Origin of the sequence: Lentisalinibacter sediminis (assembly GCF_040706615.1) — a bacterium.
In the GTDB taxonomy this organism is placed as follows: Bacteria; Pseudomonadota; Gammaproteobacteria; order Steroidobacterales; family Woeseiaceae; genus Lentisalinibacter; species Lentisalinibacter sediminis.
Genome location: NZ_JAPDRF010000005.1, coordinates 757,376 through 780,949, shown reverse-complemented (window position 1 = coordinate 780,949; position 23,574 = coordinate 757,376). Strand labels below are relative to the sequence as shown.

The 23,574-nt window shown below is 68.2% G+C and carries 20 protein-coding genes; 11 read left to right on the top strand and 9 right to left on the bottom strand.

Annotated features, from left to right (window positions below; translation table 11 throughout):
- Positions 1 to 100 precede the first annotated feature (100 nt).
- Together ACJMKX_RS13860 and ACJMKX_RS13855 are read right to left on the bottom strand one after the other, a co-directional pair.
- Positions 101 to 673 (bottom strand): ECF-type sigma factor, encoded by a 573-nt coding sequence (locus tag ACJMKX_RS13860; protein WP_405226507.1) that lies wholly within the window; start codon positions 671 to 673, stop codon positions 101 to 103.
- Between the two features lie 39 nt (positions 674 to 712).
- Positions 713 to 3,208, bottom strand: coding sequence for a serine/threonine-protein kinase (locus ACJMKX_RS13855; RefSeq protein WP_405226505.1), 2,496 nt, complete (start codon positions 3,206 to 3,208; stop codon positions 713 to 715).
- Between the two features lie 160 nt (positions 3,209 to 3,368).
- Here ACJMKX_RS13855 and cysK point away from each other — a divergent pair, with 160 nt between their 5' ends.
- The 4 genes from cysK to ACJMKX_RS13835 all read left to right on the top strand — a co-directional run bounded on the left by cysK (position 3,369) and on the right by ACJMKX_RS13835 (position 7,566).
- Positions 3,369 to 4,346 carry a cysteine synthase A gene (gene cysK / locus ACJMKX_RS13850; protein ID WP_405226502.1) on the top strand — a complete coding sequence of 326 codons (978 nt, stop codon included), beginning with the start codon at positions 3,369 to 3,371 and terminating at the stop codon, positions 4,344 to 4,346.
- Between the two features lie 97 nt (positions 4,347 to 4,443).
- A complete protein-coding gene (locus tag ACJMKX_RS13845) occupies positions 4,444 to 5,337 on the top strand; it encodes a fructose bisphosphate aldolase (protein WP_405226499.1) in 894 nt (297 codons plus the stop codon).
- Positions 5,338 to 5,471: 134 nt separating this feature from the next.
- Positions 5,472 to 6,878: a YfcC family protein gene (locus tag ACJMKX_RS13840; protein WP_405226496.1), complete on the top strand. Its 1,407-nt coding sequence runs from the start codon at positions 5,472 to 5,474 to the stop codon at positions 6,876 to 6,878.
- Positions 6,879 to 6,888: 10 nt separating this feature from the next.
- Positions 6,889 to 7,566: a lysoplasmalogenase gene (locus ACJMKX_RS13835; RefSeq protein WP_405226493.1), complete on the top strand. Its 678-nt coding sequence runs from the start codon at positions 6,889 to 6,891 to the stop codon at positions 7,564 to 7,566.
- On the opposite strand, the gene ACJMKX_RS13830 is transcribed toward ACJMKX_RS13835, so the two are convergent.
- Positions 7,538 to 9,202, bottom strand: a complete 1,665-nt coding sequence (locus ACJMKX_RS13830) for an acetolactate synthase large subunit (protein WP_405226491.1) — start codon at positions 9,200 to 9,202, stop codon at positions 7,538 to 7,540. The genes ACJMKX_RS13835 and ACJMKX_RS13830 overlap by 29 nt on opposite strands.
- Before the next feature lie 105 nt (positions 9,203 to 9,307).
- On the opposite strand from ACJMKX_RS13830, the gene ACJMKX_RS13825 reads away from it, so the two are divergent.
- Positions 9,308 to 9,724, top strand: a complete 417-nt coding sequence (locus tag ACJMKX_RS13825) for a universal stress protein (RefSeq protein ID WP_405226488.1) — start codon at positions 9,308 to 9,310, stop codon at positions 9,722 to 9,724.
- An 8-nt stretch (positions 9,725 to 9,732) separates the two neighbouring features.
- On the opposite strand, the gene ACJMKX_RS13820 is transcribed toward ACJMKX_RS13825, so the two are convergent.
- The 3 genes from ACJMKX_RS13820 to ACJMKX_RS13810 are packed head-to-tail and all read right to left on the bottom strand — an operon-like array spanning position 9,733 to position 13,000.
- A complete protein-coding gene (locus ACJMKX_RS13820; RefSeq protein ID WP_405226485.1) occupies positions 9,733 to 10,908 on the bottom strand; it encodes a site-2 protease family protein in 1,176 nt (391 codons plus the stop codon).
- A 45-nt stretch (positions 10,909 to 10,953) separates the two neighbouring features.
- Positions 10,954 to 12,375 carry an amidase gene (locus ACJMKX_RS13815; protein ID WP_405226483.1) on the bottom strand — a complete coding sequence of 474 codons (1,422 nt, stop codon included), beginning with the start codon at positions 12,373 to 12,375 and terminating at the stop codon, positions 10,954 to 10,956.
- Entirely contained in the window at positions 12,338 to 13,000 is a 663-nt protein-coding gene (locus ACJMKX_RS13810; RefSeq protein ID WP_405226481.1) for a phosphoribosyltransferase, read from the bottom strand. Before ACJMKX_RS13810 ends, ACJMKX_RS13815 begins: the two co-directional genes overlap by 38 nt.
- 91 nt (positions 13,001 to 13,091) lie before the next feature.
- Between ACJMKX_RS13810 and ACJMKX_RS13805 the strand changes: the two genes are divergently transcribed.
- A complete protein-coding gene (locus ACJMKX_RS13805) occupies positions 13,092 to 14,171 on the top strand; it encodes a hypothetical protein (protein ID WP_405226479.1) in 1,080 nt (359 codons plus the stop codon).
- Here the strand turns inward: ACJMKX_RS13805 and ACJMKX_RS13800 are convergent.
- Positions 14,168 to 15,148, bottom strand: a complete 981-nt coding sequence (locus ACJMKX_RS13800) for a ribose-phosphate diphosphokinase (RefSeq protein ID WP_405226476.1) — start codon at positions 15,146 to 15,148, stop codon at positions 14,168 to 14,170. The genes ACJMKX_RS13805 and ACJMKX_RS13800 overlap by 4 nt on opposite strands.
- A 64-nt stretch (positions 15,149 to 15,212) precedes the next feature.
- Here ACJMKX_RS13800 and ACJMKX_RS13795 point away from each other — a divergent pair, with 64 nt between their 5' ends.
- On the top strand, positions 15,213 to 15,815 hold the full coding sequence (locus ACJMKX_RS13795) for a nicotinamidase (RefSeq protein WP_405226473.1): 603 nt from the start codon (positions 15,213 to 15,215) through the stop codon (positions 15,813 to 15,815).
- A 17-nt stretch (positions 15,816 to 15,832) separates the two neighbouring features.
- A complete protein-coding gene (locus ACJMKX_RS13790) occupies positions 15,833 to 17,215 on the top strand; it encodes a nicotinate phosphoribosyltransferase (protein WP_405226471.1) in 1,383 nt (460 codons plus the stop codon).
- A gap of 7 nt (positions 17,216 to 17,222) precedes the next feature.
- On the opposite strand, the gene ACJMKX_RS13785 is transcribed toward ACJMKX_RS13790, so the two are convergent.
- Positions 17,223 to 17,654: a VOC family protein gene (locus ACJMKX_RS13785; protein WP_405226468.1), complete on the bottom strand. Its 432-nt coding sequence runs from the start codon at positions 17,652 to 17,654 to the stop codon at positions 17,223 to 17,225.
- A gap of 270 nt (positions 17,655 to 17,924) precedes the next feature.
- Between ACJMKX_RS13785 and ACJMKX_RS13780 the strand changes: the two genes are divergently transcribed.
- Together ACJMKX_RS13780 and ACJMKX_RS13775 are read left to right on the top strand one after the other, a co-directional pair.
- The gene (locus ACJMKX_RS13780) at positions 17,925 to 18,887 is read left to right on the top strand and encodes a TonB family protein (RefSeq protein WP_405226465.1); all 963 of its coding nucleotides are present in this window, start codon (positions 17,925 to 17,927) and stop codon (positions 18,885 to 18,887) included.
- A 22-nt stretch (positions 18,888 to 18,909) separates the two neighbouring features.
- The gene (locus ACJMKX_RS13775) at positions 18,910 to 19,941 is read left to right on the top strand and encodes an isoaspartyl peptidase/L-asparaginase family protein (protein ID WP_405226463.1); all 1,032 of its coding nucleotides are present in this window, start codon (positions 18,910 to 18,912) and stop codon (positions 19,939 to 19,941) included.
- Between the two features lie 6 nt (positions 19,942 to 19,947).
- Here the strand turns inward: ACJMKX_RS13775 and ACJMKX_RS13770 are convergent, their stop codons facing one another.
- Positions 19,948 to 21,366 carry a WS/DGAT/MGAT family O-acyltransferase gene (locus tag ACJMKX_RS13770; protein ID WP_405226462.1) on the bottom strand — a complete coding sequence of 473 codons (1,419 nt, stop codon included), beginning with the start codon at positions 21,364 to 21,366 and terminating at the stop codon, positions 19,948 to 19,950.
- Between the two features lie 190 nt (positions 21,367 to 21,556).
- Between ACJMKX_RS13770 and ACJMKX_RS13765 the strand changes: the two genes are divergently transcribed.
- Positions 21,557 to 23,563: a LysM peptidoglycan-binding domain-containing protein gene (locus ACJMKX_RS13765; RefSeq protein WP_405226460.1), complete on the top strand. Its 2,007-nt coding sequence runs from the start codon at positions 21,557 to 21,559 to the stop codon at positions 23,561 to 23,563.
- Positions 23,564 to 23,574 lie beyond the last annotated feature (11 nt).

Sequence of the window (23,574 nt, the reverse complement as noted above, 5' to 3'; positions counted from 1 at the left end):
CGGATGTGCGCGAGCAGCTCGTGCCCGGCGGCGGCAAGGCGTTGTTCCGGGAGTGCGCGGGCCGGCGGGCGGATGCAGCCTCCGGCCGGCGCCGGCAGCTCTACTCCCTGGTGTCCTCCATCAGCTCCGCGATGCGGGAACGCGCGGACGACCAGAACCGCTCGACCGAGCGCTCGGAGACGCCGAGCGCCTCGGCGGTCTCGCCGGTCGTCAGGCCGGCGAAGTAGCGGCACTCGAACACCCGGGCCAGGCGTTCGTCCTCGGCTTCCAGGATGCCCAGCATCTCGTCGACTTCCAGCAGGAACTCCGCCTTCTCCCGGGACTCCGTCGGCATGACGGACTCGGTCAGCGTCACCTCGCGGCCGTCGCGCTTGCCGGCCATGGCGTAGCGGACCTCGTCGACGATGACCTGGCGCATGATCGTCGCCGCCAGCGCGAAGAACTGCCGCCGGTCCTCCGGCTGCAGTTCGCCGCCGGAGAGCAGCTTCAGGAAGGTCTCCTGCACCAGGGTGGTGGCCCCCAGGCCCGGCTTGCCGGCGGTGCGGCGGCGGGCCATGGCCTTGAGCTCGGGGTAGAGGGCAGCGGCGAGGCGATCCAGCGCATCCGCATCACCTGCGCGGTGGGAATCGAGGAGAAGCGTAATCTGGGAGGTCATCGCCGTAGCTTGCGCCATGCCGCGGGCCGCTGGCAATCAGGCGGATGCCGCCCGGCGCTAGAGACTGCCCGCACGCAGCGATTCAATGCGGGCCTCGAGCAGGCGCACGTCCTCTTCACGCCCTGCCCTGCCAAGCACGGCGGCGAGCGATTCCATGTGCCGGACGACTTCCGGATCCGCCTCGCCGAGGGCCGCGGCGAGGACCACGATACCACGCCGGTAGCTCTCCGCAGCGCCCTCGAGATCGCCGGTCTCTGCCTGCAGGGCCGCAGTCTCGATGATCGGCCCGGCTATGTTGGGGCTGTCCGGGCCGAACACCTCGGCACGGATACCGGCCGCCAGCCGATACTGGTCGATCGCGGCCTGCGGGCGGGCGGTCTGCGCGTACAGTCGCGCGGTCACCAGCGCGAGCGTGGCGCGACCGGAGAGCATCGAAGGGGACATGTCGGCATAGACGGGTCGGATTTGCTCGATCAGCGCTTCGGCCTCGTCATACCGGCCGAGTCGCAGGGAGTAGTTGGCGAGGCGGAGACGATTGAAAGCAGTGTGCGGATGATCGTCGCCCAGTGCCTCTGACAGGATGCGCACGACCTCCTCGATCACCCCGGCCGCCGCCTCATGATCGCCACTGCGACCGTGCAGGATCGCAAGGCCCGAAAGCGTGTAGGCCACCTCCGGGTGATCCGGACCGTGAAGGGTACGGGCGAGCGTCACCGACCGCTGCGTAACCGCCAGGGCTTCCTCCATGCGGCCGGTATTCCGGTAGCTGTTCGCCAGTCCGTCCAGCAGCGGCGGGAGATTCGGATGGTCCGGCCCCAGTACCCTCTCCGTGGTGGTAACGGCTCGCTGGTACAGCGGCAGGGCCTCTTCGTGTCTGCCTTGCGTGGTGTAGATGCCGCCGATGTTCGCGAGAGTCGTAAGCGTGTCGACGTGGTCGGGCCCGAGAACCTCGGTACGGAGGGCGAGCGCCTCCTGGTAATAGTCCTGCGCCACCCCCAACCGGTCGAGTTCCGTTGCCACGACTCCGAGCGTATCGAGAATACTGCCCCGTCTATGCTGCGCTTCCCTGCCGTCGTCCCGCCTTGCGTAGGCCAACGCCTCCCCGAGCGTGCCGAGGGCCTGTTCGAAGTTGCCGGAAAGCCGCGCAATATCGCCTTTCTCCTGCAGCGCGCCCGCGAACCAGAGCGCGTCCGCACCGTCAGCGCCGCGCCGCAGTTCGAGGGCTTCGTCCAGCAGCCTGGAGCCTTCATCGTACTCGCCGAGGGATTTGTACGACCTTGCCATCGTGAGCAGAAGACTCGAACGCACATCGGCGTCCATCCCGGTTACGCCTGCCAGTTTCTCGACACCCCGATCGAGCACCTGTCTGGCGGTAATCACCTCGCCGCGCGCGTTCTCGGGTGCCGGGGCCGCCAGCAGATCGACGAGGAACGCCGAGACCCTGCCGGCCCGGTCGGCCTGCCGGGCTGCGGCCTCTGCCTGCATCTGGGCGTTTGTTCTCGCCTCGCGCAACTGCCAGGTGTACCAGGCCGTGCCACCGACGATCGCCACGGCTGCGAGTGCCGCGGTAAACGCCGTCGCCCGGTTCCGGCCCAGCAACTTGCGGAAGCGGTAACCGGCCCCCTGGCCGGCAGCGCTGACCGGGAAGCCCCGCAGCCACGCCTCGAGGTCGTTCTTCAGCGCGTTGGCGTCCGCGTAGCGCTCCGAGGGCGCCACCCTGAGGCACTGCTCCAGGATCAGAACGAGTTCCCGGGGCAGACGCTGGCGTAGGGGCGCTGGTATCAATACGGCGTGTCCGCCAGCCGCCCGCTGGATGGCGTCCGGCAGCGTCTGGTCCGGGTTCAGCGCCTCGCCCGTGAGCATCTCGCAGAAGAGAAGCCCGAGCTGGTAGATGTCGGAGGCGATGGTCACCTCATCGCCGAGGAGCTGCTCGGGGCTCGCATAGCGCGGTGTCATCGGCGACACCCGGGTCAGCGCCCTGACGTCCGGCGTGAGCAGCTTGGCGATGCCGAAATCCAGTAGCTTCGGGCGACCCTCCGCGTTGACCAGCACATTGGACGGCTTGATGTCGCGATGCACGATCAGCCGGGCATGGGCGTAGGCCAGCGCATCGGCGATCCCGATCATCAGCCGGACGACGGCTTCCCGGTCCTGCGCCCGCTCGCGGCACCACTCGTCGACGGGCACGCCGTCGACCAGTTCCATGACGATGTAGGGCCAGCCCTCTTCGGTGACCTGGGCGTCGTAGAGCTGGCAGATGTTGGGGTGATTGAGGCCGGCCAGCATGCCCTGCTCGCGCAGGAAGCGCTCCCGGAACTCCCGGCTGAGACCGCTCGCCGGGGAAACCTTGATGGCAACGTCCCGCTCGAAGCTGCCGTCGGTGCGCTCTGCCCGGTACACGCGGCTCATCCCGCCTTCGGCGATGAGCGCCGTTACGCGGTAACCCCCCAGCTCGCGGCCGATCAGCGCTTCGCCTCCGCTTCCGGAAACACGTGAGAGGAGTTCCAGTCCTGCCCCGGTCGAGAACGGATCTTTCTCCCGCTCGTCGGTCATGCTTTGCATCCCCCGCACCGACTTGTCGCGTTTCCATTTTCCATATCGGGGTCCGCTGTGCAATTTCGTCACCCCGGTGACGGGCACTACGTATGGTCCGGCCCGGGCCGTTCTGGCATAGGTAGTGGACCTGCGCCCCGCATAAACACGAGGTAGACCGATGTCCGCAGTCAGCAGCGAACCCGTCCAGTTCGTCCCCTGTCCCCGGGAGCGCCCGACCTGTCTCGTAACGTCCGGCGTGCTCGATTCCATCGGTTGCACACCGCTGATGCTGCTGCAGTCGGCCAGCGGGGAGACAGGCTGCCAGGTCTACGCCAAGGCGGAGTACCTGAACCCCGGCGGCAGCATCAAGGACCGCATAGCCCGGCACATGATCCTGGAGGCGGAGCGGCGCGGCGACCTGGGGCCGGACTCGCGCATCCTCGAGGTCACTTCCGGCAACACGGGCATCGCACTGGCGATGATCGGAGCGATCCGCGGCTACCCGGTGACCATTGTCATGCCGAAGACGGTGAGCGAGGAGCGGCGCCGCATGATCGAGTTGCTGGGCGCCGAGCTGCGGCTGCTGGAGGAGATCAACGACATCCAGGCCGCCGTGCGTGAGAGCGAGGAGGAGGCGGCGAGGGACCCCCGGGTCTTCCTGCCGCGCCAGTTCAAGAACGTGGACAACCCGGCGGCCCACGAGATGACGACGGGCCCCGAGATCGTGCGTCAGACGGGCGGGCGGCTGGATGCCTTCGTGATGGGTGTGGGCACCGGCGGCACGCTGATGGGCGTCTCCCGGGCGCTGCGCGGCGCGGACGTGCCGGCCCGTATCGTCGCCGTGGAACCGAACGAATCCGCCGTCATGTCCGGCGACGTGCCGGGCAGGCACGGCATCCAGGGGCTCGCGGACGGCTTCATCCCGGATCTCGTGGACCTGGGCGAGATCGACGAGGTCGTGCGCATCGCCACCGAGGATGCCAAGGCCGCCGCGCGCCGGCTGGCGGCAGAAGAAGGCCTTCTGGTGGGCATCTCTTCCGGCGCCAACGTGCTGGCCGCCACCAGGGTGGCGCGGGAACTCGGCCCCGGCCATACCGTCGTCACGGTGCTGTGCGACCGCGGCGAGCGCTACCTGAGCGTGCCGGCTGCGGGCTGACGGCCCGGATGGCGCACCGCCGCATTTTCCGCCCGCCGCTCTCCATGACGTAGAATGGCAGCATCACCCCACGAACAACCACACGACGAGGCTTACCGTGAGCAACTTCGATCAGCAACTCGAGAAATTCAGGAAGGAAGACGGCTTCATCGCAGCGCTGGACCAGAGCGGCGGCAGCACGCCGAAGGCGCTGCGCCTCTACGGCATCGACGAGAATGCCTGGTCCAACGAGGATCAGATGTTCGACCTCGTCCACCAGATGCGCAGCCGCATCATCACCAGCCCGGCCTTTAACGGCGACCGCATCCTGGCCGCCATCCTGTTCGAGAACACCATGGACCGGGAGATCGAGGGCCGGCCCACCGCCGAGTACCTGTGGGAGGTCAAGCGGGTGGTGCCCATCCTGAAGGTGGACAAGGGCCTGGCGGACGAGAAGGACGGTGTCCAGCTCATGAAGCCCATCCCCGGCCTCGACGCGCTGCTGAAGAAGGCGAAGGACAAGGGCATCTTCGGCACCAAGATGCGCTCGGTGATCAAGCAGGCGAACGAGGACGGCATCAAGGCCATTGTCGGGCAGCAGTTCGAGGTGGCGGAGCAGATCATCGACGCCGGTCTCGTGCCGATCATCGAACCGGAGGTGGACATCCACTGCCCGGACAAGACGGAGGCCGAGTCCATCCTGCACCGGCACATCATGGAGCACCTCGACAAGCTGGAAGACGGCAGGCTCGTGATGCTGAAGCTGACGCTGCCCGAGGTGGACAATCTCTACTCGGACTGCATCGACCATCCGAACGTGCTGAAGGTGGTGGCGCTGTCGGGCGGCTACAGCCGCAAGGAAGCCGACGAGCGGCTTAAGAAGCAGCATCGCATGGTGGCGAGTTTCTCGCGGGCGCTCACCGAGGGCCTGTCGGTCAAGCAGAGCGACGACGAGTTCAACAAGATGCTCGACGACGCGATCCAGAGCATCTTCGACGCGTCGAAGACCTGAAAACCGGGGATGAACGAGTAGGAGGGCCTTCAGGCCCGATCGGAAAATGAATCGGGGCTAAAGCCCCTCCTACATGCCCATTCAGGCATCGGGCCTGAAGGCCCTCCTACCGGGTCGTTCGGCGGGGGAGACGCATGACCAAACGCGGCTGGTCCATCGATTCGCTGGCACTGATCTTCTCGATCATCGTCGTGGCCCAGCTGCTGGTCTACGCCATCCCGCAGGGGCAGTTCGAGCGCCAGCCCTACCCGGACAATCCGGGCCGCTCGATGGTGGTCGAGGGCACCTACGAGCGGGTGACCGCCGAAGAGCGCGCCGAGATACCACCCTGGCACTTCCTCATGGCCATCCCGAAGGGCATGGCCGCCGCCCAGGACATCATCTTCCTCATCTTCATCGTCGGCGGCGTCATCGCGGTCCTGCGTCGCACCGGCGCCATCGACGCGGTGCTGCACAAGTCCGTCGCCCGGCTCGGTGCGAGTCCGTGGATACTCATCGCCGGCTGTCTGGTGATGTTCAGCCTCGGTGCCTTCACCATCGGCATGGGCGAGGAATACGTGCCGCTGGTGCCGATCGTCGTGACCATGAGCCTGGCGATGCGCATGGACGCCATCGTGGCCATGGGCATGGTGTGGATCCCCTACGGCATCGGCTGGGCCTGCGCCGGCACCAACCCTTTCGGCGTCATCATTGCGCAGAACATCGCGGGCCTGCCCATCACCTCGGGCTGGCAGTTCCGCCTCGTGATGATGGCCGCCTTCCTGGCCGTGGCCTTCCACCATCTCTACCGCTACGCGCGCCGGGTGCAGCGCGACCCGTCCACCAGCCTGGTGGCGCACGTGGACTACTCCACCGGCTTCGAGCCGCCCCACGACGTCGAGCTCTCACCGAGCCGCATCGCCGTGCTCGCGGTCTTCGTCGGCGGCATCGTCGGATTCGTCTGGGGCGTACAGGCGCACGGCTGGTACATCCCCGAACTGAACGCGGTGTTCCTCGGTATCGGTTTGCTGGCGGCGATCATCGGCCGCATCCCGGCAGGAGAAACGAGCCGCACCTTCATCAGCGGTGCCGCCGACATGACCGCAGCCGCACTCATGGTGGGTTTCGCCCGCTCCATCGAGGTGGTGCTCTCCGACGGCCAGGTGATCGACACCGTGATCCATGCCATCGCGGGCGTGCTGACCGAACTCGGCCCGGAGGCTTCGGCGGTGGGTATGCTCGCCGTGCAGACCATCTGCAACTTCTTCATCCCGTCCGGGAGCGGCCAGGCCTTCGTCACCATGCCGATCATGTCGCCGCTGGCCACGCTCACGGACGTGCCGCAGCAGACCGCCGTGCTCGCCTACCAGTTCGGCGACGGCTTCACCAACATGGTCGTGCCCACCAGCGCGCTGGTGATGGGAGCGCTCGCCCTCGGGCGTATCCCCTACACTGCCTGGGTGCGCTTCATCGTGCCGCTGCTGGTCAAACTGTTCGCGCTGGCGATTGTCTTCCTCGTGCTGACCATCCACGTCGGCGACGCCGTCGGCTTCAATCCGTAAACGGTGCCGGATGATGCGCCGCCCCACTCTGTGGACGCTGATATCGCTGGCCGCCTGCGCGGCACTGGTGAGCTTCCAGCTGCAGGGGCTCGCCATCGCGGCGGCGATCGCCAAGCTGACGGCATCCACCGCTTTCATCGTCGTCGCCGTCTCGGCCGGGGCGCCGGAGAGCGGCTGGGGCCGGGCACTGCTCGCCGGTCTCGGCCTGTCCTGGTTCGGCGATGCGTTCCTGCTCGGCACCACCGACACCTGGTTCCTGCTGGGGCTCAGCGCCTTCCTGCTGGCGCACCTCGCCTACCTCACCGCCTTCCTGCTGCGCGGCGTCGACCTCGGCTGGGTGGCCGGCGCGGCGCTCGCGGTGCTGCTCTTCTCCAGCGGTGTCGCCATCTGGCTGATGCCCCACGTAGGCGGCGGGATGCGCATCCCGGTGCTCGCCTACCTCGTCGTCATCAATCTCATGGTGATCGGCGCCATGGGCGCCCGCGGGGCCGGCGCTACCTGGCTGCTACCGGCAGGCGCGATGGCCTTTTACTTCTCGGATCTGGGCGTCGCCGCGCGGCAGTTCCTGCAGCCCGAGTTCCCGCCGTACGTCTGGAGCCTGCCGCTCTACTACGCCGGCCAGCTGATGCTCGCCTGGGGCCCGGCGGGCCGCGGCCCGATCAGCCCCCCACGATCCCCGCCCCGATGATCTCGCCGAGGCGGCGGGTCAGCTCGCGGTTCTCCCGGTAGTCCACCGGGGCCACCACCAGGCTCGGGCCTTTCTCCGCGAAGGCCGCCTCCAGCGTCGCGCGGAACTCCGCCGAGCGCTCGACCCGGTGCCCGCCCCAGCCGAAGGACTCCGCGAGCTGCAGCCAGTCCGGGTTGCCGAAGCCGAGTGCGGTATGGCGGCCGAACTCGTCCTCCTGCTTCCAGCTGATCAGCCCATAGCCGCCGTCCTCCCAGACCAGCATGACGATGTCGCTGCCGAGCCGGTGCGCCGTCTCCATCTCCTGCACGTTCATCAGAAAGCCGCCGTCACCGGCGATGCCGAGCACCTTGCGCTCCGGATACACGATGTTGGCGGCGATGGCCCCGGGCAGCGCCGAGCCCATGGAACAGAAACCGTTCGGGATCAGACAGGTGTTGGGCTCGTGGCAATGATAGTGCCGGGCGATCCACATCTTGTGGGCGCCCACGTCGGATAACAGGATGTCCGACGGGCCCATCACCCGGCGGGCATCCCACAACATCTTCTGGGGCCGGATCACGCCCTCGGTATCGTCGTCGGCGTAAATCGCGAGTTCTTCCGTCATGCGCTCGCGCACCGCGTGCTGGGAGGCCAGGTCGAAGTCCGGCAGGCCGCGCTCGCGCACCCGCTCGTTCAGCATCCACAGCGTGTGGGCGAGGTCGCCCACCAGCTCCACCTGCGGGTGATAGTGCTGGTCGATCTCCGCGGGCAGGAAGTCGGCGTGGATGATGGTCTTGTCCCGGTTCGGGTTCCACAGCCGCGGGTGGTACTCCACCATGTCGAAGCCGAGCGTAATCACCAGATCCGCCTCGTCGATGGCGAGCGTCGGGATGTCCTTGGCGCCGAGACCGATGGTGTAGAGGCAGTAGTCGGCGTCCATGTCCACGGCGCCCTTGGCCATGAACGTGCTCAGCACGCCGATGCCGGTGGACTCGCAGAAGGTCCTGAGCTGCTTCGAGGCCCGGCGGCGGATGGCGCCGTTGCCGGCGATGATCACCGGGCGCTTCGCCTCGGCCAGCATGGCGAAGGCCCGGTCGGTGATCTTGTCGTCCGGGCCGGGGCGGCGGAAGCGACGCGGCTCCATCGGCTCGGTCTCCACCTCCCGCTTGGCCACGTCCTCGGGCAGTTCGATGTGCACGGCGCCCGGCTTCTCGGTGCGCGCGAGGCGCACCGCCTTCCTGACGATCTCCGGGATGGTGCGCGCGTTGTGGATGGTCGTCGCCCATTTGGTGACCGGCTCGAACATGCCGACCACGTCCATGATCTGGTGCGACTCCTTGTGCAGGCGCAGCGTGGAGCCCTGGCCGGTCAGCACCAGCATGGGCGCGCGGTCCATGTTGGAATCCGCCACGCCGGTGATGAGGTTGGTGGCGCCGGGCCCCAGCGTGCCCAGGCAGCCGGCCGGGTTACCGGTGAGGCGCCCGTAGATCTCCGCCATGAAGGCCGCGCCCTGCTCGTGGCGGGTGAGCACGAAGCGAATTTTCTCGCTGCCCTCCAGCGAGAGCATGAAGTCCGCGTTCTCCTCGCCGGGCACACCGAAGATGTATTCGATGCCCTCGGCCTCGAGGCAGCGTACCAGCAGGTCTGATGCTTTCATCGGCGGTGTCCCGGGTCAGGCGTGTGTCGGTTCCGGCCCATGTCTCGGCGCATGGATCGTGCAAGAATACCGGTTGCCGGCTCAAGCCGCGTCGCGATAGAAGCATTGTCGAGCCTATATCACAAGATCATGGTGCCAGTGGACCTGGCCCACCTCGCCAGCCTGGACAAGGCGTTGCGCACCGCCGCCGGCCTCGCCACCGGCTACCGCGTACCGGTCTGCTTCGTCAGCGTCGCGCCCGGCCCTCTCAACGCCGGCCGGGCCGACGAGTTCCGCGAGGCGCTCGACTCCTTCGCCCTGGACCAGGCGGAACGGCACGGTTTCGAGGCGACGGCGCGGGCGGTCATACCCGAGGACGACCGCCTGGATGTGCGTGAAGCGCTCATGCGGGCGCTCGAGGAAAGCGGTGCCGACCTGGTGGTAATGGCCTCCCATATCCCCGACGTGGACGACCGCATGTTCGCCTCCAATGCGGCCTATGTAGCGTCCAGCGCCCCGGTCACCGTCATGGTCGTGCGCTGACCCGCCGCCTAGCTGCGGCCGCCCGGCGCTTCGGCGTCGTCGCCCAGCTCCAGCCGGAGCTGCAGCAGCTCGCGCAGATCGTCCACGGAGACGACACCCAGCAGGCGGCCGTCCTCCACCACCAGGCGCTGACGGCCGGCGGAGGCGCCGAACAGGCTGGAGGCGAGGTCGGTGAGTTCCTCGTCCGGGCCCACCGTGTTCTCGTCGGAGCAGGCGTCGACGATGTCGGCGACGGCCGTCTGCTCCCACTGCTCCTCGGGGATCTGCTTCACCCGCTCCACGGTGGCGCAGCCCTTCAACTCGCCCTCCTGCACCACGGGGAACAGGCGGGAGCGGTGGCGATAGACGTAGTCGTCCACGAAGTTCCGCAGGCTCAGGGACCGCTCCACGGTCACCGGGTCGGTATTCATCACGTCCCGCGCCCGGCGACCCTCCAGTAACTGCTGGACGATCAGCTGACGGTAGGAGCCTTTTGCGGCCCCACGCACGAACAGGCCGATCAGGATGTACCACATGCCGCCCACGAAGAAGCCCTGGATCAGCGACAGCACGCCCAGGAATATCAGGATCAGGCCGAAGCCCGAACCCATGTTGCTGGCGATGCGCGTCGCATCGCGGATGTCCCTGCGCCAGGCCCAGAGGGTGGCCCTGAGCATGCGCCCGCCGTCCAGCGGGTAGGCCGGGATCAGGTTGAACACGGCCAGCGCCACGTTGATCACCGCGAGGTAATAGAGTACGCCGGTCACCGGCGTCGGCAGACCTGACGCCTGCGCCCCCGCGTGCAGCACCCAGCAGATGCCCGCCAGCACCAGACTCGAGAGCGGGCCGGCGCCGGCCATCAGCAGCTCCACCTTCGGCTCCTTCGGCTCGTGGCGCATCTCCGCCACGCCGCCGAACACGAACAGCGTGATGCCGCCCATCTTCAGCCCGTAGTAGCGGGCCACCAGGGAATGGGACAGCTCGTGGAAGACGATGGAGAACAGGATCCCGAAGGCGCCGGCGATGCCCATCCACCAGCGGGTCTGCGTCGCGAGGTCGGGGTAACGCTCCGGGAAGAACCCCTCGGCGAGGGTCCAGGTGATCAGCAGCGCCAGCAGCAGCCAGGTGAGATTCAGCTTCACCTCGAAGCCGAAGATGGTGAACAACGGAAAGCCGCGGGCGATCAGCGGTTTGTTTTCTGCCATGGCTGCACCGTAACAGATGCGGGCGGCCGGCCGCTGCCGTGGTACTTACATACCGGAATCCGAGTACGTCCAGGGCACGGCGGCCTCGAGCTCATAGGCCAGCTCCAGCAGCCGACGCTCCTCGCCCATGCCGGCGGCGAACTGCACGCCGATGGGCAGCCCCTCGACGCTCTGACCGAGCGGCAGCGAGATGGCCGGCGTGCCGGCCACGTTCTGCACCGGCGTGAACGCCGCGTAGTGCATCAGGCGTTCCGCGGCCGTGTCGAAGTCGATGTCCAGCGCCAGGTGTCCCAGCGGCACCGGCGGCCGCGCCAGCACGGGCGTCACGATCACGTCGCAGTCCGCATAGCGGCGCCGGTGTTCCTCGCCGAAGCGGCGCAGCCGGCGGATCGCGCCGGGGCTGCGCCAGAAGTTTCGCAGATAATGCCGGCTCAGCTGCCGCGTGAGTGGCTCGAGCTCGTGCCGGTCGAAGCCGGGACCGAACGCGAAGCGGCCGAGGAAACGGATGGCGGTGGCCATACGGGCCCAGTACAGGAAGAAATCGCCGGCCATACGGGCATCCGCGAGCGCGGGGATCTCCTTCACCCGGTGACCCAGCCCGCGACAGACGGCGGCGGCGTTCTCGACCGCTGCGACGACCTCCGGGTGGCATGCGGCGCCGAGCGGATGTCGCGTCGTAAAACCGATGCGCAGCCGCGTGGTGGACGGGCCATCGACGTAACCCAGGGACGACAGGCCGGCACCGGCGCGGTGCTTCTCGGCCTCCGCATAGAAGGCGGCGGTGTCACGCACGCTGCGGGTCAGAACCCCTTCGGCGATGATGTCGACGGGTAGCCGCTCGGCGAGTTCCACCGTGAGCAGGCGGCCCCGGGAGGGCTTCAGCCCGACCAGACCGCAGCAGGACGCCGGTATGCGCGTGGACCCGCCACCGTCATTGCCGTGGGCGATGGGGACGACACCCGCCGCCACCAGCGCCGCCGACCCGCCCGAGGAACCGCCGGTGGAGTGGCGCGTGTTCCACGGGTTGCGCGTCGGCGGACCCCAGGTGCGCTCCGTCGTGGCGGTGAGGCCGAACTCCGGCAGCGCGGTCTTGGCGATGGCGAGGAGTCCGGTCGAGCGGAACTGGGCGGTGATCGGGCTGTCGGCGTCGTAGTTGCGCTCGGGAGTGGCACGCGATCCGTGGCGGGTCACCATGCCGGCAAGGTCCACGTTGTCCTTGATGGCAGAGGGCACGCCGGCGAGCAACCCGCTGCCGACCGCGCCCGCGGCCTCCTGCCTGGCCTGGTCGTAACGGGGAGTCGCCACGGCATTGAGCACACCCTCGACGGCACGCAGTCTCGCGATGGCCGCCGCCACCGCATCCGCCGCACTGATCTCTCCGGCGGCTATCCGCTCGGCGATACCGACGGCATCGAGATCGCCGAGGACGTCATCGGTCGGTGCGTGTACTTGCGGTTTTGGTCTCATGGAGCAGCTCCCGGACTTCCTCATCGCTGGTCTGGCCGAAATCCCTGTACCAGTAGCCGACGGCCATGTAGGGCGACGGGGTATCCAGGCAGACGACTTCGTCGGCTTCCTGCCCCATGTCTGCCGCAGCCTCGCTGGATGCTGTTGGCACCGCGACGATAATACGTTCGGCGCCGAGTTTGCGCACGGCTCTCACGGCCGCGAGCATGGTGGAGCCGGTGGCCATGCCGTCGTCGACCAGGATCACCTCGCGGCCGCCCACGGCCAGCGGCGGCCGGTCGCCGCGATAGGCCTTCTCCCTGCGCTCGAGTTCCGCCTGCTCGCGTTCGACGACCAGGCGCAGGTCTTCCTCGCCGAGCCCCGTCATGCCCATGACCCGATCCGACAGGACCTGCACGCCACCCGAGGCGATGGCGCCGGCGGCCAGTTCCGGCTGGCCCGGCACACCGATCTTGCGGACGACGAGCACGTCCAGTTCCCCTTCGAGTGCTGTCGCGACCTCGGCGGCCACCGGGACGCCGCCCCGGGGCAGCCCGAGCACGAGCGATGAGCGGGCCTTCGCGCGGCTGCGGAGCGCTTTCCCGAGCTCCCCGCCGGCCTCCCTCCGGTCTGCGAATACCGTCATCTCGCTCTCCTTGCCGAGTTCACCCCAAGTGTGACGCCGTGTGCCGGCGGTGCAAATCCGTAACGGCCGCGATCCAGCCTATAATGGCGCCGTGACTCCCTCGACGCCGGACGACCAGGGCACCCGCTCGCAGGACACGCAGGAGGACCGCTCCGGGGAGGCCGGACGCAAGGTCCGCTTCCTGGCGTCACCCTCCACTTATCCGGAGCCGGTATCGGCCGTCGAGCCGGTGGAAACCCACTTCGCCTGGGTATTCCTCACCGACCGTCACGCCTGGAAGATGAAGAAGGCGATCCGGGCGCAGGTGATCGACTATCGGCGTCTGGAAGATCGGGAATACTACTGCCGCGAGGAGCTCCGGCTGAACCGCCGCCTGGCAGACTGGGTATACCTCGACGTCGTGCCCCTCACCGAGGACCCGGACGGCTCCCTGCATCTGGGCGGCGAAGGCCGCGCGGTGGACTGGCTGGTGAAGATGCGCCGACTGCCCGAGGAACAGATGCTGGAGCAGCGGATCGAGCGCGGCCGGCTCGGCGACGACCAATTGGCCCGGCTGGCGCACCACCTCGCGGAGTTCTACGCGGGTCTCGCGCCGGAGCGGCTGGAAGCCGAGGCCTACGTCTCCCGTCTGCTGGCCCAGAACGACGAACAGCAGCGGCATCTGGAAGCGCTCGACGACGCACTGTCCGACGACCCCTGGCCCGGCATCCTCGACGACCAGCGCCGCTATGTGCGCGCCAATCGGCAGACGATCGGCGCGCGGGCGGAGGCGGGACATATCGTCGAGGCCCACGGCGACCTGCGGCCCGAGCACGTCTACCTGGGCGAGCGCTTCGCCGTCATCGACTGCCTGGAATTCTCGCGGGATCTCCGCGTGCAGGACAGCGCCGAGGAAGTGGCTTTCCTCGCGCTGGAATGCGAGCGGGCCGGCGGACGGGATCTGCGCGACCGCCTGCTGGCGACCTGGCAGGCGGCGAGCGCCGATACGCCCGAGCCGTCCCTGATGGCCTGCTACTTCAGCCGGCGCGCGATGGTGCGGGCCGTGCTTTCGGCCTGGCACCTGGAAGACCCCTCGTTCGACCGGGAGCACTACATCGCCGAGGCGCGCCACTACATGGCCCTCGCCCGGCAGTTCATCGACGAGGCCCTGGCGGGCCGGAACCGCGCCTAGTCTTCCTCCTCCCCCAGCAGCCGCACGAGCGAGCCGTTCTCGTGCAGGCATCGGATGGCATCACCGATCAGGGGCGCCACGCTCAGGGTGGTCAGCCGGCCCGCGAAGGCGTCGGTGATGCGGCCGAGCGGCGTCACGCTGTCGGTGACAATCACGCCGTCCAGCGCCGGTACCGCGAGCTTCTCGCTGGCCGGATCCACCAGCAGTCCGTGGGTGGCCGCCGCGAATACGCGGCGCGCGCCGAGTTCCCGGCAGGCGCCGGCCGCCCGGGCCAGCGTGGTGCCGGTACTGATGAGGTCGTCCAGCAGGATCGCCACACGGTCCTCGACGTCGCCCACCACCGTATCCCCGCTCACCACGTCCCGGCTGCGTTTCTTGTTGATGAAGGCGTCGCCGACCTCGCGGCCGAGGGCCTCCTCCAGCGCCTCGCGGAATGCCGTCGCCCGTTTGACGCCGCCCACGTCGGGGGAAACGACGGCGATGGGCTCGTCGCCGATCCGTTCCCGGATGTGCTCGACGAACAGCCGCTTCGCCTCCAGGTGCTCGCTGCGGCAGCGGAACGCGTTCTGGTAGGCCGCGAGGTTGTGCACGTCCAGCGCGACCACCCGGTCCAGCCCGGATGACTCCAGCATGCCCGCCACGTAGCGGGTGGTGACCGGATCGCGGCTCTTGGTTTTCCTGTCCTTGCGGGCGTAGGCGAGATAGGGGATCACGGCGGTGAGCCGCCCCGCGCCGGCGTCGCGCAGCGCACCCAGCAGGAATATCAGCCGGCACAGCTTGTCGTTGACACTCTGGTCCGGCTCGCCGTAGAGGGAATGGACGACGTAGACGTCGTCGCCTCGCACCGGCTCGAGCGGTCGGATCTTGTGCTCGCCGTCGTCGAAATCGCGCTCGCGCAGGCGTGCCGGGGCGGTGCCGAGCCGATCGCAGACCGCCTCGGCGAAGGTGCGGGAGGTGGCAGGCGCGAATACCTTCACCCTTGAGATGCTAGTGGAGCAGGCCCACTGTTACAGTAGGTACATCAACGGACCGGAGGAATCCATGGCCCCGAGAGACGCACTGCTGAAGCCACACAAGGGCGACGCGCTCATCCTGGTCGACGTACAGAACGACTTCCTGCCCGGGGGCGCGCTGGGGGTGCCGGAAGGCGACGAGGTGATCCCCGTCCTCAACAAGTACTCGGAGCTGTTCGAGAACCTGGGGCTGCCCATCGTGGCCACCCGGGACTGGCATCCGGAGGACCACTGCTCGTTCGAGGCGCAGGGCGGGCCCTGGCCGCCGCATTGCGTCGCCGGCACGAAGGGCGCGGCATTCGCCACCGATCTGGACCTGCACGGCGATACCAAGGTGATCTCCAAGGCCGAGACTCCGGACGAGGAGGCCTACAGCGGCTTCCAGGGCACCGGGCTGAACCAGTGGCTGAAGGAGCGCGGCGTGAAGCGCGTGTTCGTGGGCGGACTGGCCACCGACTATTGCGTGCGCGAGACCGTGCGGGACGGGCTGGTGAACGGCTACGAGGTCGTGCTGCTGGAGGACGCGGTCAGGGCCGTCAACGTCGAGCCGGACGACGGCGAAAAGGCCGTGACCGCCATGGAGAAGGACGGCGCGGTGAAGACCGACTTCGAGCACCTGGAAGCGGCCTGAGTCAAGGAGCCCCCCACATGAGCGATCCCCTGAGCCATCCCCCCTGGCTCGAACGCCTCGGCAGCCCGAACCTGACCGATCTCTATCAGCTCACGATGCTGCAGGCCTACCGGCACATCGGCATGGACGACACCGCCGTGTTCGAGTTCTTCGTGCGCAAGCTCCCGGACCATCGCAACTTCCTGCTGGCGGCGGGCCTGGAGCAGCTGCTCGACTACCTCGTCGATTTCCGCTTCGAAGCCGGTGACCTGGAGGCCCTGCGGCGTACGGGAAAGTTGGACGATGCCTTCATCGATTCGCTGGCCGGCATGCGCTTCACCGGCGACGTGGACGCCATGCCGGAGGGCACGGTCTTCTTCGGCAACGAACCCATCGTCCGGGTGGTGGCGCCGCTGCCCGAAGCCCAGCTCATCGAGACACGCGTGGTGAACCTGCTGCAGATGCAGACGCTGATCGCCAGCAAGGCGGCGCGCATTCGCCTGGCGGCCCACGACCACCAGCGGCTGGTCGACTTCGGGCTGCGCCGGGCCCACGGGTCCGAGGCGGGCCTGTTCGCCGCGCGAGCAGGGTGGATCGGCGGTTTCGACGGGACCGCTACTGTACTCGCCCACGAGCTCTACGGCATCCCGGTCTTCGGCACCATGGCGCATTCGTTCATCCAGGCCCACGACTCGGAGATGCAGGCGTTCGAGGACTTCTGCCGCAGCCAGCCGGAGAACACCGTGCTGCTCATCGACACCTACGACACCGGGGAAGGCGCGCGCAAGGTGCTCGAGCTGGCCCGCAAGCTCGAGCCGGAAGGCTTCACGATCCGCGGCGTGCGCATCGACAGCGGCGATCTCTATGCCAGCGCCAAAGCCGTGCGCCGCATCCTCGACGAGGGCGGCTGCGAGGACATCGAGATCATGGTCAGCGGCGGTCTGAACGAAGACCGCATCGCCGGCCTGGCCGCCGCCGGCATACCGGCGACGGGCTACGGGGTGGGCACGGACCTGGACGTCTCCGCCGACGCCCCCTATCTCGACTGCGTGTACAAGATTCAGGAGTACGCGGGCATCCCGCGGCGCAAGAAATCGGCCGGCAAGGCCACCTGGCCGGGCCGCAAGCAGGTGTTCCGCCACTACCGGGACGACGGCCGCTTCGACCACGACGTGATCGGCCTGGTGGACGAAGCGCTGGACGGCGAACCGCTGCTGGGGCCGGTCATGCGGGCCGGCGAACGGCTGGGCGAGCCGGAGCCGCTGACCGACATCCGCGACCGGGCGGCAGCGCAGATGGCCGCCCTGCCCAGAGACCTCTCGCTGCTGCCGGTTGCGGCCGACCCCTACCGGGTGGAGATTTCGCAAGGACTGCGCGACATGGCCGAACGGGTGGACGAGCGGGTCGAGCGCAAGGAGTAAGCGGCCGCTAGCCGCCGGCCGCGTCCGCGGGCGGTCCCTTCAGCTCCACGGTGTTGCCCTCCGGGTCCCGGATGTAGATGGACGGCCCGTAGCCTTGCGCGCCGTAGCGCTGCACGACTTCGCCGGCCTCCACGCCGTGCTCCCGCAAGTGCTGCCGGATGGCGTCGACATCCCACGGCTCCACCTGCACGCAGAAGTGATCCATGTTCGGAGCATCGTCCGCCGGCGGTTGCGGAAAGTTGCGGCCGAGCTCGCCGTCGACGGCGACGATGTCAATCAGAGAGGCGCCCGCCCTCAGCTGATACAGGCCGATGCCGGCCTGATCCTTCTCCAGCGGGCAGCCAAGCACCACTTCGTAGAACGCCAGCAGGGCGTCAGGATCCTTCGCCCGGATGACCACGTGGTCGATCAGGCGGATGTTAACGGGATGCTCGGCCATGGAATCACGCTCGCAGGGTCCGGTGGCCGGCAGTCTAGCAGGAGGAGGTCGTCGGTCGCGGCCTGCGCCTGGATCGCTCCGTTGTCTCCTCGCCTCATCTGGTCTATTTTTATCACTGGTGACTGAGGGGGCATGGATATGATGAAGCGGCGACACGGCACAGGGAGAGCGGCAATACCGGCGGCGGCGCTCGTGTTTTTGTTGTCGGGCGGTCTTCCCGCACCTGGCACGGCGGATGACACGCATGAGTCCCGGCTCACATACGGCACCATGGCGAAGCCGGTAAGACGCTACGCGCCGGAGTATCCCCGCTACGAACTGAATCGCGGTCGCGCGGGATGGGTGAAACTCAGCTTCGTCGTGACCGAGGAAGGAGCCGTGGAAGACCCCATCGTCGAGGATTCGAGCGGCAGCCCCCGTTTCGAGGAGGCTGCCCTCGACGTCGTGCGCAAGTGGCGCTACGAGCCCGCCACGCTCGAGGGGCAACCCGTGCAGCAATGCCAAACGGCCATGATGGTCCGATTCGAGCTCGAGCCGAAGGCGCTCGGCGCCGGCAAGAAGTATCGCAGTGCGCACCGGGAGATTTCGCGGCTGCTCGACGAGGGGCGGATCGACGAAGCAGGCTCGCTCATCATCGAAACCGAGACAGACGAGGCGTTGAACGCGTACGAGATTGCCCGTCTGTGGATGCTGAAAGCCATCGTCGCGGGGGAACGAGGCGACGAGTCGGCTCAACTCGCCGCGCTCAAGCGCACGATCGCGAGTGACGGCGCATGGATCGAGGACGAACTCTACCACTCGCTGCTGCGCTCGGTACTCGCTCTGAAGATCCGCCTCGGGCGTTATGGCTCCGCGCTGGCGACCTACGAGGAGTACGTCGAAGCAACCGGCGGCGACGAAGGCCTCGGAGCGCTCCGGGACGTCGTCGCAAGGATTCGCGATGCCGCGTCAGGCCCTGCCCCGCTGCTGGTGGAAGCAAGCATCGGCGACGGCGCCGCCTGTGACGAATGCCGGTCCAGCTGGCACTACCGCCCTCTCCGCAAGGCCTTCACCATTGCGGATATCCAGGGCGTGGCCGACGAGCTGGAGATCCGCTGTGACTGGCAGCGGGTCACCGATACCGTCCGCCCGGGGGTGCAGTGGAACATTCCCGAGAGCTGGGGGGACTGCCGTGTTATCGTGACCGGCGAGAAGGGCACGCGATTCAGTTTCTACGAGATGCCCGAAGCCTGACCCTCACCGACCACGAGACACCATGAAGCACTCCATCCGCGTCCTGGCGCTGATCGTTGCACCTGTCGTGGCCATGACTGTCGCGACGATGGCGGGCAAGGCCACGCCGTCCCCGCTCCAGGCCGCCGAAGCCCCCGTCGCCATCGCTATCCACGCCGGCGCCGGCACCATGAGCCGGGAGGAGACCACGCCGGAGCAGGAGGCGGCCATCCGCGCCGAGCTCGAAAAGGCTGCGCGAGTCGGCCACCGGGTGCTGACGAAGGGCGGTACGAGCCTCGAGGCGGTGCAGGCCGCCGTGAACATTCTGGAGGACTCGCCGTTCTTCAACGCGGGCAAGGGCGCGGTGTTCAACGCCGAGGGAGAGAACGAGCTTGACGCCTCGGTGATGGACGGCGCCACGCTCAATGCCGGCGCGGTGGCGGCGGTACGCCACATCGCCAATCCCATCGACCTGGCGCTCGCCGTCATGACCGGATCCCGCCACGTGATGCTGATCGGGGAAGGCGCGGAGACTTTCGCGGTGGAACAGGGTTTCGAGCTGGTGGACCCCGCCTATTTCCACACCGAGCGCCGCTGGCGCCAGCTGCAGGAGGCGAAAAAGGCGGAGACTGCGGCGCGTGCCGGCGAGGCCGGGCGCTGGTATTCGACGGTGGGCGCGGTTGCGCTGGACCGGCACGGCAACCTGGCGGCGGGCACTTCCACCGGCGGCCTCACCAACAAGCGCTGGGGCCGGGTGGGCGACACGCCGATCATCGGCGCCGGCACCTATGCGAACAACGAGACCTGTGCGGTCAGCGCCACCGGCACCGGCGAGTACTTCATCCGCTACGTCGTCGCCCACAGCATCTGCGAGCACGTGCGCGACGGCATGAGCATTGATAAGGCCGCCGGCCGGCTGATCCACGAGGTGCTGCCGGCCGCCGGCGGCGACGGCGGCGTCATCGCCATGGACGCCGCGGGCAATATCGCCATGCCACACAACACGCCAGGCATGTACCGGGCCAGCATCGGTACCGACGGCCGGGTGGCCGTGGAGATCTACGCCAACCCCTGACCGGCCTCAGGCGGCCCGGGTGCCGGCGACGGACTCCAGTTCGGTCAGCGATTCCTCGAGATATCGGAGCATCCGCTGCACCCGCGGCACGGACCGGCGACAGGCGACGATGCCGAAGTCGAGGTTGCCGGCATAACTGACCAGCGTGATGCTCATCGCCTGGCCGTGGACGACGATGTTCATGGGGTAGATGCCGTCCAGCGGCGCCCCGTTCCAGTACATCGGCTGCTTCGGGCCCGGCACGTTGGAGATCACCAGGTTGTAGGCGGGGAACCAGTTCGCCGTGCCGAGGAAATTGGTGAGCAGCATGGGCGAGAAGGCGACGGCCGTGAACAGGCTGGCCGCCTCCGGCGAGAGGGTCGCGTACAGATTCTTGCCTGCCTGCATAGAGGCCTGGATGGTGCGCAGGCGGCGCTCGGGATCCGGGATGTCCGTGGCGAGGCTGGTGATGATAAAGCCGATGGCGTTGGCCGAATCGATGTCACCGCCAGTGCGCACCGAGATGGGCGCCAGCGCCTTCAGCGGGCGGTCCAGCGACTCACCCTGGGATTCGTGATAGCGCCGGAGGGCGCCGGCGCACATCGACAGCACCACGTCGTTCAGCGTGGCACCCAGTGCCCTGCCCACGTCGTGTACCCGGTCGAAGGGCCATGACTCCGCCACCAGACGCCGAGAGCCGGATATCTTCTGCGTGAGCAGCCCATGGGGCACCCGGTGCCATGGCGCGGCCAGCCTGCCGCCCATGCCCAGCCACACCTGCCCGTAACGGCGCAGCCCGCTCAGCACGTCCACCGTGACGCCGAGCTGCTGGCGCAGCGCCTCGGCCACCGCCTTCAGGTCCGTCGGCGAGGGCGCGCCGGCGGCGCTCTTGCTACCGATCCGGTGCTTGTAGGTCTCCCAGGCCTGCAGCGACAACGACGAGTAGTCGACATGGCCTTCCGGCGAGGGCGACAGCATGCTCTGCATCAGGTGCACGCCCCGCGCGCCATCGATGGCGCAGTGATGCACCTTGAAGTAGGTGGCGAACTGGCGCTTCCTCAGGCCCTCGATTACGTACATCACCCACAGCGGTCGGTTGCGGTCCAGCAGCGTGCTGTGCAGCCGCGAGGCCAGCGCGAACAGCTCCCTGTAACGGCCCGGCTTCGGCAGAGCCGCGTGGCGCACGTGGTACTCCATGTCCATGTGCTCGTCCGGGACCCAGTGCCGCACCAGTCCGGTCCTGCCGAGCAGGCCGGGATCGAGCCGCTCGCCGAACGGCGGCAGCAGCGGGTCGTCGCGGCGCAGTATGGACAAAAGCTCTTTCATGTAGCGGCGCTGCGAGACGCCCTTCGGCAGCGTGTAGACATTCAGCGCGCCCACATGCATGGGCGTCTCCCGGTTCTCCGCCAGCAGGAAGTTGCTGTCTGCGATACTCAGCCTTCTCATCTCGGCCCCCGTGCCTTGCTCTCTGCCCGGCGCCCTCTTGCAACGCCCTTTTCGATACTGTATTCCTCAGCGCAATAACAAGAAAGCGTGATGCCTTTCGTTGCCGCGGCAGCGCAGCGACTCGCACACTACGAACGGCACACTGATAGTACGGCCTGTCGCCGCCGCCGGCGGGCCCCGGAGACCCCGAATGTCGACAGCGCGCTGGCGCCACACCCGGGCCCTCGTCGCCCTGACCCTCTGCTTCGCCGCCACGGCCGGCGCGAGCGAGTCGTTCCCGCGCCCGGCGGGCCTCGAACCGGACATCGCGTTCTGGACCCATATCTACACCGGCGTGTCGAGCGACGGCGGCGTGCTGCACGATGCCCGTAACCTGGCCGTGCGCTACGAAACGCTGGACTTCGATGGCCGCAGCCGCGGCGCCCGCTACCGCGAGATCCGCGAGCGCCGCGATCACTACCGCCGCATCCTGGAGCGGCTGGCCGGCGGCAAGCGCGACGGCCTCTCCGCCGAGGAACGGCGCGTGCTGGCGCTGTGGTCGGAGGACGTCAGCAACCAGCGGCTCGCGCAGGCGGCGCGCGAGGTGCGATTCCAGCTCGGCCAGTCCGACCGGTTTCTGGCCGGTCTGCGGCGCTCGGGCCGCTACCGTCCCTACATCGAGCAGGTGCTGGCGGAACAGGGACTGCCGGAAGAACTGGTCGCCCTGCCCCACGTCGAGTCCTCCTTCAATCCGGAGGCCTATTCCAAGGTGGGCGCGGCGGGCATGTGGCAGTTCACCCGCTCCACCGGGCGGCGCTTCATGCGCATCGACCACGTGGTGGACGAGCGGCGCGACCCCTTCCTCTCCACCGGGGCGGCGGCGCGGCTCCTCGAGAACAACTACGCCGTCACCGGCAGCTGGCCGCTCGCGCTGACCGGCTACAACCACGGTGTGGCCGGCATGCGCCGGGCGGCCCGCCAGCTGGGCACGAAGGACATCGAGACCATCGTGCGCAACTACCGGGGGCGTGCCTTCGGTTTCGCCTCGCGGAATTTTTACGTGGCCTTCCTGGCGGCTCTGCAGGTGGATCAGCAGCCGGAGAAGTACTTCGGCGATGTCGCGTTCGAACCCTCCGAGGAGCACGAACTGCTGACGGTGGAGCACTACACCAGCGCCCGGGGCCTGGCCGGCGCGCTCGGCATCGGCATGCGCGAACTCGAGCGGCACAACCCCGCGCTGCAGCATACGGTCTGGAGCGGCAACAAACATATCCCTCGCGGCTTCACCCTGCGCCTGCCGGCCGGCGCAATCGGCGGCGATGCGGAGACGCTGGTCGCCGGCCTCGGTCCGGACGCGGTCTTCCCGCGCCAGCTGCCGGACGTCATCCACACCGTCGCCCGGGGAGATACGCTGTCGGGCATCGCGACTTTCTACGATGTCAGTGTCTCCGATCTGGTGGCGATGAACGGCCTGCGCAGCCGGCACCGGATCCGCGCCGGACAGGTCCTGCGGCTGCCCACGGACGAGGACACCGCGCGTCTGGCCGCGGCGGCCGCTACCGCGCCGCCGGCCGTGGAGGCCGCGCCGCCCGCCGGACGCGGTACCGACGCCCCCGTCTACGACAGGACCCTGGTGGCGGCGGCCCTGATCGGACCTGAGTCCATCGGCGGGACAGAGGGCGGGACAGAGAGCTTGCCGGAAGACGAGGCCGGCAGCGGTCTGGCCACGAGCCAGGCGGTGCTGGCAGCCGATCCCGCCGACTATTCCGTGGCCGGGGATGGCACCATCGAGGTCCAGGCCATGGAGACCCTCGGCCATTACGCAGACTGGCTGGGCATCCGCACACAGCGGCTGCGGGACGCGAACGGTTACAGCTTCCGCCGCCCGGTACGCATCGGCGACCGGCTGCGGCTGGTGTTCGAAGACGTGGACCGGCAGGCCTTCGAGGAGCTGCGGCTCGCCTATCACCAGGATCTGCAGGAACGCTTCTTCCGCAAGTACCGCATCCGCGATGCGGTGGCCCATCGCGTGCGGCGGGGCGAGTCGGTATGGCTGCTCGCCCGCCGCGACTACAACGTGCCGGTGTGGCTGCTGCGCCAGTACAACCCGGACCTACAGCTCGACCGGGTGCAGCCGGGCATGCGCATCCAGTTCCCGGTGCTGGAACGCCTGCAGGAATCGGGCGACGCCCTGCAGATTGCGGACGCGGAGCAGTAGCGCCGCAGATT